The organism is Rhodococcus sp. 21391 (assembly GCF_016772255.1).
Classification (GTDB): Bacteria; Actinomycetota; Actinomycetes; order Mycobacteriales; family Mycobacteriaceae; genus Rhodococcus_F; species Rhodococcus_F opacus.
Genome location: NZ_CP063781.1, coordinates 496171 through 511996 on the forward strand (window position 1 = coordinate 496171; position 15826 = coordinate 511996).

The window sequence follows — 15826 nt, forward strand, 5'->3', positions numbered from 1 at the left end:
TCAGTGGATTCCGTGAACGGCGAAGTAGGCGGCGGCGCGGGTGGCGGTGAAGTCGGGATCGGTGAACAGCCCGATCGCGTCGGCGGCGCGAACCAGTTCGGCCAGGTGGGTGAGGCTGCGGCCGGTCTCGAAGCCGCCGATCATCCGGAAGTGCTCCTGCTTGCCGTTCAGGTACGCCAACCAGGCGACGCCGACCTTGTAGAACTGCGTCGGGGCGGCGAACAGCAACCGGCTCAGGGTTTCGGTGGGGCCCAAGATGTTCCGGAAGCCCTGCTCGTCGCCGTCGTCCAACCGCGCGAACGCGGCGGAGGCGAACGGTCCGAGCGCGGCGAATGCACCGAGGAGGGCGTCGCTGGTGTGGGTGCCGTCGCCGGCGATCAGGCCGACGTAGTTGTAGTCGTCGCCGGTGAACACCCGCACCCCGGCGGGCATCCGCTCACGCAGGGCGATCTCGAGCGCCGGGTCGAGCAGGGACACCTTGATGCCGCGCACGGTGTCCCGGTGCGCGGCGATGATCTGCAGCACGGTGTCCATGGCCGCGCCCGAATCCGCGAATCCCCAGTAGCCGTCCAGGGCGGGATCGAACACCGAACCCAGCCAATGCAGGACCACCGGGCGGGTGGCCGCCGACAGCACCGCGTCGTACACGGCGAGGTAGTCGTCGGGACCGGTCGCGGCGCGGGCGAGGTGCCTGCTCGCCATCAGCACCACCTCACCGCCCGCGGATTCGATTGCCTCGACCTGCTCGAGGTAGGCGTCGCGGATCTCCTCGAGCGAGGGGGTGTCGGTCTTCAGTTGATCGGTGGCCACCCCCACGACCACCTTCCCGCCGACCGTCTTGGCGTCGGCAAGGGTGCGGACGGCGAGTTCCTTCGCCGCGGCCCAGTCCAGTCCCATGCCGCGCTGGGCGGTGTCCATCGACTCGGCCACCCCGAGGCCCAGCGACCACAGGTCGCGGCGCAGGTGCAGGGTGGCGTCCCAGTCGATCTGGTCCGCGGCATTCTCCGCCGACGCCCGCAGCGGATCGGCGACCACATGCGCGGCCGCGTACACCGCCCTGCTGGTCGGCGGGGTGGACCGGGTGTCCAGCCGTGCCGGTGCGTTCAACGCGAGAGTCGTGGGCGAACCGTGGCGATCGGGCAGCAGGATCGAGGCCATGAGATCTCCTGTAATCGTTTTCTTGATGTTGTGCAGCTCACAATATACTGTGTCAATCACCGAGGTCCATAGCGTTAATGGGCCGATTGGCAGAATGTAAGCATTTACAGGAGCGGATATGACACAGCCCGGAACGGGTGCCGCCTCGAGGCGCTGGACACTGACCACCGCGACCCGAGCCGTGAGCGACATCGCGCCAGGATCGACGATCGCCCTCACCGGTTCGGGCGGCGGGATCCTCGAACCGGACACCGTCCTGAAGGCGCTGGAGGAGTGCTTCCTCGCGACCGGATCGCCGAGGGAACTCACGATCGTGCACGCCCTCGGCATCGGCGACCGGGTGAGCCGCGGAACCAACCACCTCGCGCACAAGGGCATGGTCAAGCGGGTCGTCGGCGGGCACTGGACGTGGTCGCCGACCATGATCGACCTCGTCCGCAACGACGAGATCGAGGCGTACGCGTGGCCCGGCGGCGCGATCAGTCAGCTGCTGCGGGAGATCGGCGCACGCCGGCCGGGCCTCATCACAGCGACCGGTCTCGACACGTTCGTCGACCCGCGGCACGGCGGGGGCAAGTTCACGCCGTCCGCCACCGAGGACCTCGTCGAACTCCTGACTCTGGACGGCCGCGAGTACCTGCGCTATAAGCCGTTTCCCGTCGACGTGGCGATCGTCCGCGGCGATTCCATCGACCCGTCCGGGAACGTCACGTGCTCGGGCGAGGCGGCCCAGCTCGACGCGCTGGCCGTCGCTCAGGCGGCGAAGGCGAGCGGCGGCCGGGTCATCGTGCAGGTGAAGAACCTGCTGGACCGGCCGATCGATCCGCGGCTCGTGCACATCCCGGCGGTCCTCGTGGACGACGTCGTGCACGCGCCGGCCCAATGGCAGACGTACGCGGGCGAATTCGATCCGGAACTCTCCGGCGATGCGGCGAACTCCGGTTTCGGCGCCACGAACCACGACCCGATCCGCATGCTGATCGCCCGGCGGGCGGCCGCCGAGGTCCGGGACGGCGACGTCCTGAACGTCGGCTTCGGGGTGTCCGCGCTGGTCGTGGACGCGCTCGCCGAACAGGATCGCCTGGACGACATCACACTTGCCATCGAGCAGGGGCTGATCGACGGCATCCCCGTCTCCGGCGACCTGTTCGGGGCCGCGCGAGGACCGAAGGTCGTGCACTCGTCGACCACCCAGTTCGATCTGTTCTCGGGCGGCATGCTCGATGTCAGCTGCCTGGGTATGGCCGAGGTCGACTCCACCGGCGCCGTCAACGTCAGCAAGATCGGCGGCGGAATCGTCGGACCGGGCGGGTTCATCGATATCTCCCAGAACTCGCCGCGCGCCGTGTTCTGCGGAACGTTCACCGCCCGCGGCCTGGACGTCGCGATCGTCGGGGGAGAACTGGTGATCCGGCGCGAAGGCTCGGTGCCCAAGTTCGTCGACCGCGTCGATCAGGTCACCTACTCCGGCGCTCTCGCCGTCCGTGAGGGACGTGAGGCGGTGTACGTCACCGAACGCGCCGTCTTCGTCCTCACCCGGGACGGCCTCGAACTCGCCGAGATAGCACCCGGCATCGACATCGATCGGGACATTCTGCCGCACATGGGATTCCGTCCGATCATCAAGAACCCACGCGTGATGGACGCGGGGTTGTTCGCCCCCGTCGCCGTACACATCTGAGGAGAACTACATGTCAACCGGAAACAGCGTCATTCCCTCGTCGGTGCTCGGCGCCGACGAACGCAAGCTCGTCGCCGAGTTCGTCGACGAACGGATCCGTCCGGTCGCCACCGAGCTGGACGAAACCGAACGATTCCCCGAAGAGATCTACCGGGAGATGGGCAAGATCGGGCTCTTCGGCATCACGGTGCCCGAGAAGTTCGGCGGCTTCGGCGGCACCGCCCTCGACTACCTGTTCGTCATGGAGTCGCTGTCCTACGGGTACGCGTCGGTGGCCGACCAGTGCGGCCTCGTCGAGATCCTCGGCAGCCTGCTCGGCAACTACGGCACACCCGAGCAGCGGGAGCAGTACCTGCGCCCGATGCTCACCGCCGAGAAGCGCTGCGCCTACGCGCTCACCGAGCCGGGATCCGGATCCGACCTCGGATCGATCACGACACGGGCGGTGCGGGGCGGTGACGGCTGGGTGCTCACCGGTGAGAAGATCTACATCCACAACGCCCCCGTCGCGGACTTCGCGGTCGTCCTCGCCGTCACCGACCCCGAACTGGGGAAGCGCGGCGGCATCTCCGTCTTCCTGGTGGACGTCGACCAGCCCGGTGTCAGCCGCGCGTACCACGAACACAAGATGGGCCAGCGGGCCTCGCAGGTCGGCGGGCTGGTGTTCGACTCCGTCCAACTGCCGGCCGACGCCCTCCTCGGCGAGGAAGGCAAGGCCTTCGGTTACATGATGAAGGTGCTGGCCAAGGGCCGTCTCGGCATCTCGGGCCTGAGCCTCGGCATCAGCCGCGCCGCACTGGACGCCGCCACCCGGCAGTCCCTCGACCGCAGCCAATTCGGCAAGCCGATCTCCGCGAACCAGGGCATCTCCTTCTCCCTCGCCACCGTCGCCACCGAACTGCGGGCAGGCACCGCGCTGTCGGTCGAGGCGGCGCGGGCACTCGACACGGGGGCAGCGGACGCCGAGACGCTGTGCTCGATGGCCAAGCTCTACGCGTCCGAGGGATGCGTGCGCCACGCCGACGCCGCCGTGCAGGTGTTCGGCGGCAACGGCTTCATCCGCGGATACGAGGTCGAGCGCCTCTACCGCGACGCCCGCATCACGAAGATCTACGAAGGCACCAGCGAAATGCAGCGGCTCATCATCAGCCGGGCAGTACTGAAGGGAGCCGCGGCATGAGCGGCGTTGCACAACCCACCAACTCGGTCGATCTGTCAGGGAAGACCGCCATCGTGACCGGTGCGGCCGGCGGGATCGGTTCGGCGATCGCCCGGGCCCTCGCCCGGAGCGGGGCACTCGTGGTGGCGGTCGACGCCGACCCGAAGGTCACCGACGTCGCCGCGGAGTTCGGCGGACACGGTCTCCGCGGCGACCTCACCGACCCCGAATTCGGTGCACGCGCCGTCGACCTCGCCCAGCAGCTGTCGGGGTGCCTCGACATCCTGATCAACGCGGCCGGGATCCAGTTGCGGACCACCGCTATCGACGTGGACGAGGACGGATGGGAACGTCTCCTGGACGTCAACCTCTCGGCGGCCTACCGGTTGACGCGGCAGGCGGCCAAGTCCCTGGTCGACGCCCGCGGCAGCATCGTGAACATTGCGTCGCTGTCCGCGGATCGCGCTGTCCCGGGGATCGTTCCCTACGGCGCGACGAAGGCCGCACTGACTCAGCTCGGCAAGGGATTGGCCGTGGAACTCGGCCCCCACGGCGTGCGCGTCAACACCGTCTCGCCGGGCTACATCGAAACGCCGATGACGGCGGACGTGCTGGGGCAGGAAGACTTCCGCGCCCAGAAGCTGAGCCGTATCCCGTTGCAACGGTTCGCCGACGGCGACGACGTCGCCGACGTCGTGCTGTTCCTGGTCTCCGACGCCGCCCGATACGTCACCGGGGTGGTCCTGCCCGTCGACGGCGGGTACTCGATCACATGACGAGCCTGGCGACCGTTTCCTCGGTCACGTTGAACAACGAAGTCACGATGCCCGCGCTCGGGTTCGGCCTCTTCACGATCCCCGACGAGGACATGGGTTCCACGGTGTCGCACGCGCTGTCCGCCGGCTACCGTGCGTTCGACACGGCCCCGATGTACGGCAACGAGGCCTCTCTCGGCGCGGCGCTGGCCCGGGCGGACGTCGATCGGCACGAGATCTTCGTGACCACCAAGATCTCCAACGAGGACCAGGGCTACCAGCAGACACTGGACGCGTTCGAGGTGAGTGCGGCGAAACTCGGCCGAATCGACCTGTGCCTGATCCACTGGCCGGCACCGAGCCGCGGACGGTATCTGGAGACGTGGCGAGCACTCGAAAAGCTGTACTACGACGGACGGGTGCGGGCGATCGGTGTGTCGAACTTCCAGCCCGAACAGCTCGAGCGGCTCGCGGAGATCGCGACGATCACCCCGGCGGTCAATCAGATCGAACTGCACCCGCTGCTCACGCAGTCCGCACTGACGGATCTGCACCGGTCGATGGGCATCCGCACCCAGGCGTGGGCGCCGCTGGCGAGGGGGCACCTGAACGACCACGCACTCCTGGCGGCGCTCGCCGCCCGGCACCGTGTGTCGGTCGCGCAGATCGTGCTCCGCTGGCATGTGCAGATCGGGACGATTCCACTGCCCAAAGCTTCTGCGGTGCACAGGATGCGGCAGAACGCGAATGTGTTCGACTTCCGGTTGTCCGCCGCGGAGATGGACGCGATCTCGGCTCTGAATCGGGATCAGCGCACGGGACCCCACCCCGATGACGTCGACTGACGCCGGCTCGATGCGGGTGGTGCTGGCCCCGGATTCGTTCAAGGGCTCAGTGACCGCGACGGAGGTGGCGGCGGCTCTGGCAGCCGGCTGGTCGACGGTCCGGCCGAACGACGAGCTGATCCTGCTCCCGCAGGCGGACGGCGGCGAAGGCACGGTGGACGCCGTCGCGTCCTGCCACGACACCGGCGTGTGGCGTGAGGTGCCGGGGGTTCGAGGCCCCGACGGACGTCCGACGACCGGACGCTGGCTGCTGCTCCGGGACGGCACGGCGGTGGTCGAGCTGGCCCAGATGAGTGGGCTGCCCCTGATGGACTCGCCGGATCCGGGGGGAGCGTCGACGACCGGCCTGGGACAGGTGATCGCCGCCGCACTGGCGGACGGCGCGAAGGCACTGCTGGTCGGACTCGGCGGTTCCGCGTCCACCGACGGCGGTGCGGGCGCCCTGCGGGCGCTCGGCGCGAAGCTCCTGGACCGCGACGGCCGGGAGATCCCCGACGGGGGCGCCGGCCTGGTCGCTCTCGCCTCGATCGACGTGGGCTCGCTGACCGAGCCCCCAACCGGTGGCGTCGAACTGCTGACGGACACTACGGCTGTCCTCTGCGGCCCACACGGGGCAGCGCACGTCTTCGGGCCGCAGAAGGGCGCCGACCCCGCGGAGCGCGACCGCCTCGATCGCGCGCTCGCGACGTTCGCCGCTTGCCTCGGCGCACGACTGCCGTGCAGTCCCGACGAACCCGGCGCGGGAGCGGCGGGAGGCACTGGATTCGGACTGTCGGCCTGGGGCGGCCGGCTGGTGCCGGGCGCCGCCCGCATCGCGGAGCTCACCGGGCTGAGCGCCGAGTTCGGCCGCGCCGACGTCATGGTCACCGGTGAGGGCCAGTTCGACGCGACGTCGCTGTCCGGCAAACTCGTCGGCTCCGTGCTGGAACGGTGCGCTGAGACCGCGACCCGATCGATCGTCGTCGCAGGCCGCCTCGCGGCGGCGCCACCCGGGATCGGGATCTCACTGTCCGACCTGGCGGGGAGTTCCGAATCGGCACTCGCCGCACCCGCGATGTGGTGCCGGGTGGCCGGAGCGGTCGCCGCCGCCCGGCTCACCAGCACTTTGTAATCGATTTCTGATCTGTCCGGTCGATCCGGATGGTCCTTGACCACACCATGCAGCGCTTGACTTGTGACGCCGATCACGGTAAGAAAGCGTTTACATTCTTTTTCAGGAAATGGACGAACGATGACACGGACGCAACGATCAATCAGGGCGGCAGCCCGGGCCGTCGGCGTGGCCGCGGCAGTCTCCGTCATGGCGAGCTCCGCCATCGCCTGCTCGACGGGATCGGACCAGATCGAGCGGGACGGGGCAGCCGTCGACCGGGGCGACATGGTGATGGTCTCCGAGGTGCGGTCGCTCACCAACCCGTATGAAGCCGCGTGGGTGCAGGGCAGCCGCGCGTACGCCGAATCGCTGGGGATCGAACTGAAGGTGATCGTCTACGGCGGCGACTCGCAGAACGCGCTGTCGCAGTTGCAGTCGGTGCTCGCCGCAGGCAAGACCGTGCTGCTCAACATCAACCCGAACACGAGCGCCGACACCCCCGCGATCGTGCGCGCCGTGCAGAACAGCGGCGGGTGCGCGGTCACCCAGTGGAGCAAGCCGGCCGACCTGCACCCCTGGGACGTCGGGAACGGATGGGCGTCGTACGTCGCCTACGACGGCGTCCAGCAGGGAGCCGACACGGGGAAGGCCCTCGTCGATTCGCTCGGCGGCACCGGCGGCGTGATCGCGCTGCAGGGTTTGCTCGCCAACGAGATCAGCCAGACCCGGTTCCAGGGCTTCCAGCAGGCGATGGACGGACAGTCCGGCGTCACCCTGCTCGACGACCAGCCCGCCGACTTCGACCGCAACAAGGCCTACACCACCACGCAGACCCTGCTCAACAAGTACGGCGACCAAGTGAACGGTATCTGGGCCGCAACAGATTCCATGGCACTGGGCGCTCTGCAGGCGGTGCGTGAGGCGGGCCGCGCAGGGGAGATCAAGATCGCCAGTGCCGCGGACGCCACCCCGGAAGGCCTGAGCGCCATCGCGAACGGGGAATTGCTCTCCACCTACACGACCGACCCCTACTTCAACGGCGCGATGGGACTCGCCATCTGCTACCAGGCCATGACCGGCGCACTCGACGTCGAGTCGCTGCCCCGTGAGAACCGCGAATTCTTCGTCGATCAGTCTCTGATCACCGCGAACAACGTCGACCAGTTCCTCGCCGTTCCGACTGACGACGAGATCGTGCGGTCCGTGCAGGATCCGTTCTCCCGCATCACCGGGCCCGTCGCCCGATAACCCTCCGAACACCACCGAACTTCCGAAGGAGTAACGATGTCGACGACTGAAGTGACCGGGGAGGTGACGACCCCCGCAGAACCCGTTGCGCCCGTGCGCAGCACACGACCACGAGTTCGCCGGCTGCTCTCCACCGCCGGCCCGCTCGCCGCCCTGCTGGGACTGTGCGCCGTCTTCGCCGCGCTGGCTCCCGGCTTCGCGACGGCGAGCAACGCGATGGCGATCGTGGAGCAGGCCGCGATACCCGTCGTCCTCGCGATGGGCGCCACGCTGGTGGTCCTGGTGGGCGGCGTGGACCTGTCGATCGAGGGCGTGATGGCGGCCAGCGGGCTGACGTTCGTCCTGCTCGCAGCGAACAGCGTCAACGGCAACGACCTGGGACTCCTCGCGGTCCTGCTGGCGCTGGGGGTCGGTCTGCTCTTCGGAGTGGTCAACGGCGTGCTGCACGTCGTCGTCCGGGTGCCGTCCTTCCTCGTCACACTGGGTACGTGGTTCGTCGGTCTCGGCGTCGCCACCGTGCTCTTCGGCACCGCCACCCCTCAGCTCGCCGACCCGTCGCTCGCGGCCTGGGCCGGCGGCCACTGGCTCGGGCTTCCCGTCGTCGTGGTGTTCGCGCTCGCCGCCGTGGCGGCGACAGTGCTGCTGTGCAAGGGAACCCGGCTCGGCATGCACACCTACGCGATCGGCGGCGACGAGGCGACCAGCCGCCTGGCGGGCGTCCCGGTCGGGCGCACCAAGATCATCCTGTTCGCCGTGGCCGGACTGCTGTCCGGGCTCGGCGGAGTGCTGGCCACCATCCGGCTCGGCGTCGGCGACGTGAGCGTCGGATCGGGAAGCCTCTTCCTCACCCTGTCCGCGGTGGTCGTCGGAGGCACCCTGCTGAGCGGCGGTCGCGGCGGACCCCTGCATTCCCTCGTGGGTGTGCTGCTCCTCGTGGTCCTCGGCAACGGACTTCTCCTGTCGGGCGCCAGCCCGTACATCCAGCAGGGCGCGCAGGGTCTCATCATCGTGGTCGCGGTGATCGCCACCGGGTGGCCCGCCCGCAGTCGATTGAGGGTCGTGAAATGACATCTCTCCTGGAACTCCGCAATGTCACGAAGAAATTCGGACCCAACACCGTCCTCGACGACGTGAGCCTGTCCATCGCTCCGAACGAGGTCGTGGGGCTGATCGGCGAGAACGGCGCCGGAAAGTCGACGCTGCTCAAGATCCTCGCGGGAGTCCACCGCCAGGACGGCGGACGGATGGTGCTGGGCGGGCGCGACGTGAGCTTCGGAAGCCCCGCCGACGCCGCCGACCACGGGATCGGGGTGGTGCACCAGGAGCAGTCGCTGCTCCCGAACCTCACCGTCGGCCAGAACCTGATCCTCGGACACGAGGGTGACACCGCCCGCGCCGGGTTCCTCCGCCGACGGAAGATCAGGGCCCGCGCCCAGGAAATGTTGTCGGTGGTGGAGTCGACGGTCGACCCGGGCGCGCTGACCGAGACGCTCGGGTTCGCCCAGCGCCAGATGGTGGAGGTGGCTCGGGCCGTCGGCGGCAGGCAGGTGGAACACCCGCCGCTGCTCATCCTCGACGAGCCGACGTCGGTGCTCGAACCCGAGGACGTCGAGGTGCTCCATCGCCGGATCACCGCCCTCAAGGAGCGCGGTTCCGTCATCTTCGTCTCCCACCGTCTCGACGAGGTCCTCCGCTTCTCCGACCGTGTGTACGTGCTGCGCGACGGCAAGGTGGTCGGCGAGCGGATCGCCGCGGCGGCGACCGAATCCGAGCTGTACCAGCTGATGATCGGCAAGGGTGCGGCCGAGGAGATCTACTCGTCGGAGCGCAAGCAGGCCGTTCCCCGGACGGGCACGCCGACGCTGTCGGTCCGCAACCTCACCTGCGGCGGCAAGGCGAAGGACGTGTCGCTGGACGTCCATGCCGGCGAGATCGTGTCGGTGGTGGGCGTGGTCGACTCCGGCCGCGAGGAGGTGGCCCGCGCCGTCTTCGGCGCCGTCCCCATCGACTCCGGAACCGTCGAGATCGACGGACAGCGGTCGGCCCCCGGATCACCGGCGGACGCCGTGCGGTCCGGTGTCGCATACGTTCCCGCCGAGCGTCGCGTCGAAGGCATGATCGCGGGCGCGACCGTTGCGCAGAACATCGCGACGGTGCATCCGGTGAAGGCAGGCGGTGGCCGGATCTCCTCGGGTGCCCGGGTGGAGGAGACCGCCCGCGGCTGGATCGCGAAACTCGGCATCCGGCCCGCGGACCCCGACGCCGACATCGCGCGACTGTCGGGCGGCAACCAGCAGAAGGCCGTGGTGGCCAAGTGGATCCTGGGCGACGGCCTGAAGGTACTGGTTCTCGACCACCCCACCCGCGGCCTCGACATCGGTGCGAAAGAAGACCTCTACGCCGTCTTCCGCGACCTCTCCGACAGGGGAGTGGCGATTCTGGTGCTCGCCGACACCCTGGACGAGGCGATCGGCCTCGGCCACCGCGTGATCGTGATGCGGGACGGCGAGATCACCGGCGCGTTCGACTCGCCGCCCGGAAACCCGCCCAGCAAACTCCAACTCCTCGAGAAGATGATGTGATCGCCGTGGCAACAAGAACTTCCGCCGAGAGGACTTCCACCGAGATGCGCGCACCCGAGGGCGCGGCGCAGGCGGTGTCCCGGACGACGCGGGACCGGTTGCGGCTGGCAGGCCCGTCGGTCGTGCTGGTCGCGCTCGTCCTCCTCGTCGCGCTCGCCGAACCGAACTTCCTGTCGATGAACGCCCTCGCGGTGGTCTCGGCGCAGGCGGTCCCGATTCTGCTGCTCGGGCTGGGCCAGATGTTCGTCATCCTCACCGGCGGCATCGACCTGTCGGTGGCGGCGCTGGCGTCGCTCGCCACGGTGATCCTGGCGACGGTGATCGGCTCCCTCGGTCCCCTCGCCGTCGTCGTCACCCTCGTGGCGCTCACTCTGATCGGTGCGCTGACCGGTCTCCTGATCGTGTTCGGTCAGGTCCCGTCGTTCGTCGTCTCGCTCGGGGCGCTGGGGTTCTGGGGTGCGGTCGCGCTCGTGGCGTCCGGGTCGACCACCATCTACATCAGCGAAGGCTACGACGCGATCTTCTGGCTCAGTTCGTGGACGGTGCTCGGTCTCCCCATGGCGGTGTGGGCCGCAGTGGCGGCGGTCGCCGCGGTATTCTGCGCGATGCGGTTCTCGCCGCGGGGCAACGTCTTCCACCTCGTCGGACTGGGGGAGAAGGCCGCGATGATGAGCGGCGTCCGAACCCGGATTGTCCGGATCGGCGCATTCGCCCTGTCCGGATTCTTCGCAGGCGCGGCGGGTGTCGTACTGTCGGCCCAGCAGCAGAGCGCCGCACCGCAACTCGCGGATTCGCTGCTCCTGCCCGCCATCGCGGCCGTGCTGGTCGGTGGCTGCGCCATCACCGGTGGAATCGGCGGAGCGTGGCGGGTGCTCGTCGGCGCTCTGGTGGTCACCGTTCTCCGGGTCGGCGGCTCGGTGGCCGGCATCGACCCCAGTTTCCAGCAGATCGTGTACGGCGCGGTCGTCATCGTCGCGGTCGCCGTGACCCTCGACCGCGGCCGGCTGTCGATCATCAAGTAAGACTCTGTGTCAGTGTGAGATTCGAAGGAGAACGATGAGTACGACGGCACGCGGTGCGGTGATTCACGAAGTGGGCGGCAAGTGGGAGGTCGACGACCTCGTCCTCGCGGAGCCCGGTCCCGGCGAGGTGCGGATCAAGGTGATGGCGTCCGGACTGTGTCACTCCGACGATCACCTCGTCACCGGTGACATTCCCAATACGCTGCCGCTGGTCGGCGGACACGAGGGTGCCGGTGTGATCGACGCGGTCGGGCCCGGTGTCACCCGGCTCGCCGTCGGCGATCACGTCGCCACCGCCTACCTCCCGGCTTGCGGAACTTGCGCCTGGTGCGCGCAGGGGATGCAATATGTCTGCGACACTGGGGCCGGTATGGAGGCTGGTTTCATGCTCGACGGAACGGCGCGGTTCGCCACGCAGTCAGGGCGGCCGATCGGCGCCATGCAGCGCCTCGGCACGTTCGCGAACTACCTCGTCACCTCGCAGGCACAGGCCGTCAAGATCGATGACGACATCCCGTTCGACGTGGCCTGCCTCGTCTCTTGCGGGGTCGCCACCGGGTGGGGCTCCGCCGTGAACGGCGCGGGCGTCCGTCCCCGGGACACGACGCTGGTCGTCGGGGTCGGCGGTGTGGGGATCAACGCGGTGCAGGGCGCCCACCACGCGGGTGCCGCGCACGTCGTCGCGGTGGACCCGGTCCCGTTCAAACGCGAACGAGCACTCGAACTCGGCGCCACCCACGCGTACGCGTCGATCGACGAGGCCATGCCGTTCGTCCGCTCGGTCACCAACGGGCAGGGCGCCGACAGCGCCGTCGTCACCGTCGGCGTGGTGGACGGACAGCTGATCGCCGACGCGTTCGGCGCCGTCCGCAAGGAGGGAACCGTCGCCGTCGTGTCGATCGGCCAGAACGAACCCGGGATCCCGATCAGCCCGCTCGAACTGGTGGTCTACGCCAAGCATCTGCGGGGGGTGCTGTTCGGCAACTGCAACCCCACCCGGGACATCCCGGCCCTGCTGGACTACTACAAGTCGGGACGACTGAAGCTGGACGAACTGATCACCCGGCGCTACAGCCTGGACCAGGTGAACGACGCATACGTGGACATGCACGCGGGGCTCAACCTGCGTGGTGTCCTGATCCACGAACACTGACGAGGAACTGCCAAAGATGTCGACAGTCGAAGCAACACAGATCCGCAGCTACGGACACTTCATCGGCGGGCGCAGCGTGCCCCCGTCCGAGAACATCATCGAACGGGTCAGCCCGGCCGACGGCCGCGTCGTCGCCACGTTCACCGCGGGCACCCGCGCCGACGCGGCCCTGGCCGTTGCGGTCGCGCGGGAGGCCTTCGACGAGGGCGAGTGGCCGCACTGGACCGCGATGGACCGCGGCCGGGCACTGCTGCGGTGCGCGGGGCTGATGCGCGAGCACGAGGAACGACTCGCCCGGATCGACGCGGAGGAGTCGGGCAAACCGATCACTCTGGCCCGCGGCGACGTCGGGGCGAGCATCGAGTTGTTCGAGTACGCCGCGGCGCTGGCCATGACGATGCACGGTGAGGCACACACGGCGCTCGGCGACGACTGCACCGCCATGGTGGTCCGGGAGCCCGCCGGCGTGGTCGGCATGATCATCCCGTGGAACTTCCCGCTGCTCCTGCTCGCGCAGAAGTTGCCGTTCGCGCTCGGCGCGGGCTGCACGGCGGTGGTGAAGCCGTCCGAGTTCACGTCCGGCACCGCCGTCGAGCTGGCCCGGTTGCTCACCGAGGCGGGGATCCCCGACGGGGTGGTGAACGTGGTGACGGGCGCGGGTGCCGAGGTCGGTGCCCCGCTCGCGGAGAGCAGCCTGGTCGACATCCTGTCGTTCACCGGGAGCACCGCCACCGGTAAGCGCATCGTGGAGGCCTCGGCGGGCAGCGTCAAGCGACTGTCGATGGAACTGGGTGGCAAGGCCGCCAGCGTCGTGTTCGACGACGCCGACCTCGACGACGCACTCGACGGCGTCCTGTTCGGTGTGTTCTTCAATCAGGGTGAGTGCTGCGTGTCGGGTGCCCGGCTCCTGGTCCAGGACTCGATCGCGGACGCCTTCCTCGCCGGCCTCGTCGAGGCCGCCGGCCGTATCAGGGTGGGCGGACCGCTCGACGACGCCAGCGAACTGGGTCCGATGATCGACGCCGGCCACCTCGAGAAGGTGCTCGGGCACATCGACGCGGCGCGGCGGGACGGTGCGACCGTCCTGACCGGCGGTGACCGGCTGTGCGGAGAGAACTGGGGGAGCGGGCATTTCGTCGCTCCCACGATCCTCGACGGCGTGGCCGAGGAGTCCGCCGCCTTCCAGGAGGAGATCTTCGGACCCGTGCTCACCGTCACCCGGTTCAGCGACGTCGACCACGCCATCCGGCTCGCCAATGCCACGGAATACGGACTCGCCGGCTCGATCTGGACCAAGAACATCGACAAGGCGCTGCGGGTGGCGAAGGAGATGCGCAGCGGCCGCGTGTGGGTGAACACCACCATCGACGGCGCCCCGCAGCTGCCTGCCGGCGGCATGAAGCAGAGCGGGTTCGGCCGCGAGATGGGGCAGGCCGGCTTCGACGAGTTCACCGACGTCAAGACCATTCAGATCCGCACCGGACCACGTCAGCGCGTGTTCCCGAACTGGACCGGAGGCAACCGATGAGTGCCACCTACGACTACGTCATCGCGGGCGGCGGCACCGCGGGCTGCGTGCTGGCCGGACGGCTGACCGAGGATCCGACGGTCCGGGTCCTCCTGCTCGAGGCCGGCGGCAACGACCGGCATCCGTTCATCCACGTGCCGGCGGGCTTCGCGAAACTCACTGCGAGCAAGTACGACTGGGGATTCTCGAGCGTCCCGCAGAAACACTGCAACGACCGGGTCATCCCCCTCGCCCAGGGCAAGGTCATCGGCGGTGGCGGCTCGATCAACGCTCAGGTGTTCACCCGTGGCGCGCACGAGGACTACGACGAGTGGGCGCTGAAGTACGGCTGCGCGGGATGGTCGTTCGAGGAGATCCAGAAGTACTTCCTCCGGTCCGAGGACAACGAACGGCTGTCGGCGCCGTACCACGGCACCGACGGGCCGCTCGGCGTCTCCGATCCCGTCAACCCTCATCCGCTGTCGAAGTCGTTCGTCCAGGCGGGTCAGGAATTCGGGCTGCCGTTCAACGGCGACTTCAACGGCGAGCACCAGTACGGTGTCGGCCTCTATCAGACGACCACGAAGAACGCCCGCCGGTGCAGCGCCGCGGTCGCGTACCTCGCACCCGCCAGGAAGCGGCCCAACCTGACGGTCCGCGAGAACGTCGCCGTGTCGCGGGTGCTGCTCGACGGCGGACGCGCCACCGGGATCGAGGTGCTCACCCCGCACGGTGTGGAGACGTTCCGTGCGTCCCGCGAGGTGCTGGTCGCGGCGGGCGCGTTCGGTTCGCCCAAGATCCTGCAGCTGTCGGGGATCGGTCATCCCGACGATCTCCGGGACGCGAATGTCGAGGTGGCCCATGCGCTTCCCGGTGTCGGCCGGAACCTGCACGACCACTGCGATCTCGACGTCATCTACGAACTCCGTGAATACCAGAGCCTCGACCGACTGAACCTGATGCGTCCGGCCACGGCGAAGGCGGGACTCGAGTACGCGGCCTTCCGGCGGGGCCCGCTGGCGTCGACCGTCGTCGAGGCCGGTGGGTTCAGTTTCGGGCACGCGGCGGAGTCGATTCCGGATCTGCAGTTCCACTTCCTGCCCGCCGCCGGCGTCGAGGCCGGTGTCGCCGCGGTCCGTCCCGGCTACGGCTGCACCCTGAACTCGTACTCACTGAGGCCGGAGAGCCGCGGCTCGGTGAAGATCAGGTCGAACGATCCCACCGCCCAGCCGCTGATCGACCCGAACTTCCTCGCCACCGACTTCGACCTGGAGTCGAGCATCGAGGGGCTCCGGCAGAGCCGCGAGATCATGGCGCAGTCGTCGATGGCGCGCCACATCAAGGCGGAACATCTGGCCGGTGGTCTGTCGGTGAACACGAAGGACGACTACGTGAAGTTTGTTCGCGCGTACGGCCGCACCTCGTATCACCCGGTCGGCACGTGCGCGATGGGTGTCGGCGACGACGCCGTCGTCTCGCCGGAACTGAAGGTGATGGGCATCGAGGGTCTGCGGGTGGTCGACTCGTCCGTCATGCCGCGCATCGTCAGTTCCAACACCCAGGCTCCCACGGTGATGATCGCCGAGAAGGCGATCGATCTGATCCGTGGGGAAGGATGACCGG

At 68.7% G+C, this 15826-nt stretch carries 13 protein-coding genes; 12 read left to right on the forward strand and 1 reads right to left on the reverse strand.

Annotated features, from left to right (window positions below; translation table 11 throughout):
• A complete protein-coding gene (locus GO592_RS02400) occupies positions 1 to 1158 on the reverse strand; it encodes a DUF993 family protein (RefSeq protein ID WP_007297678.1) in 1158 nt (385 codons plus the stop codon).
• 118 nt (positions 1159 to 1276) lie between these two features.
• On the opposite strand from GO592_RS02400, the gene GO592_RS02405 reads away from it, so the two are divergent.
• From GO592_RS02405 to GO592_RS02460, 12 genes are all read left to right on the forward strand, one after another.
• On the forward strand, positions 1277 to 2839 hold the full coding sequence (locus tag GO592_RS02405; protein WP_005251310.1) for an acyl CoA:acetate/3-ketoacid CoA transferase: 1563 nt from the start codon (positions 1277 to 1279) through the stop codon (positions 2837 to 2839).
• A gap of 10 nt (positions 2840 to 2849) precedes the next feature.
• Positions 2850 to 4019 (forward strand): acyl-CoA dehydrogenase family protein, encoded by a 1170-nt coding sequence (locus GO592_RS02410; protein WP_005569690.1) that lies wholly within the window; start codon positions 2850 to 2852, stop codon positions 4017 to 4019.
• Complete coding sequence (locus GO592_RS02415) at positions 4016 to 4774, forward strand: SDR family NAD(P)-dependent oxidoreductase (RefSeq protein WP_007297679.1); 759 nt, start codon at positions 4016 to 4018, stop codon at positions 4772 to 4774. The genes GO592_RS02410 and GO592_RS02415 overlap by 4 nt, the downstream gene beginning before the upstream one ends.
• Positions 4771 to 5598, forward strand: coding sequence for an aldo/keto reductase (locus GO592_RS02420; RefSeq protein ID WP_007297680.1), 828 nt, complete (start codon positions 4771 to 4773; stop codon positions 5596 to 5598). The genes GO592_RS02415 and GO592_RS02420 overlap by 4 nt, the downstream gene beginning before the upstream one ends.
• Entirely contained in the window at positions 5585 to 6709 is a 1125-nt protein-coding gene (locus GO592_RS02425) for a glycerate kinase (protein ID WP_007297681.1), read from the forward strand. The genes GO592_RS02420 and GO592_RS02425 overlap by 14 nt, the downstream gene beginning before the upstream one ends.
• A 120-nt stretch (positions 6710 to 6829) precedes the next feature.
• Positions 6830 to 7939 carry a sugar ABC transporter substrate-binding protein gene (locus tag GO592_RS02430; protein ID WP_007297682.1) on the forward strand — a complete coding sequence of 370 codons (1110 nt, stop codon included), beginning with the start codon at positions 6830 to 6832 and terminating at the stop codon, positions 7937 to 7939.
• A 36-nt stretch (positions 7940 to 7975) separates the two neighbouring features.
• Positions 7976 to 9007: an ABC transporter permease gene (locus GO592_RS02435; protein ID WP_039951333.1), complete on the forward strand. Its 1032-nt coding sequence runs from the start codon at positions 7976 to 7978 to the stop codon at positions 9005 to 9007.
• Positions 9004 to 10521 (forward strand): sugar ABC transporter ATP-binding protein, encoded by a 1518-nt coding sequence (locus GO592_RS02440; RefSeq protein WP_007297684.1) that lies wholly within the window; start codon positions 9004 to 9006, stop codon positions 10519 to 10521. Before GO592_RS02435 ends, GO592_RS02440 begins: the two co-directional genes overlap by 4 nt.
• A gap of 44 nt (positions 10522 to 10565) precedes the next feature.
• Positions 10566 to 11543, forward strand: coding sequence for an ABC transporter permease (locus GO592_RS02445; RefSeq protein ID WP_007297685.1), 978 nt, complete (start codon positions 10566 to 10568; stop codon positions 11541 to 11543).
• Positions 11544 to 11577: 34 nt separating this feature from the next.
• Positions 11578 to 12696 (forward strand): Zn-dependent alcohol dehydrogenase, encoded by a 1119-nt coding sequence (locus GO592_RS02450; RefSeq protein ID WP_007297686.1) that lies wholly within the window; start codon positions 11578 to 11580, stop codon positions 12694 to 12696.
• A gap of 16 nt (positions 12697 to 12712) precedes the next feature.
• Positions 12713 to 14224, forward strand: a complete 1512-nt coding sequence (locus tag GO592_RS02455; RefSeq protein ID WP_007297687.1) for an aldehyde dehydrogenase family protein — start codon at positions 12713 to 12715, stop codon at positions 14222 to 14224.
• Entirely contained in the window at positions 14221 to 15822 is a 1602-nt protein-coding gene (locus tag GO592_RS02460) for a GMC family oxidoreductase (RefSeq protein WP_005569676.1), read from the forward strand. The genes GO592_RS02455 and GO592_RS02460 overlap by 4 nt, the downstream gene beginning before the upstream one ends.
• Positions 15823 to 15826: the final 4 nt, after the last annotated feature.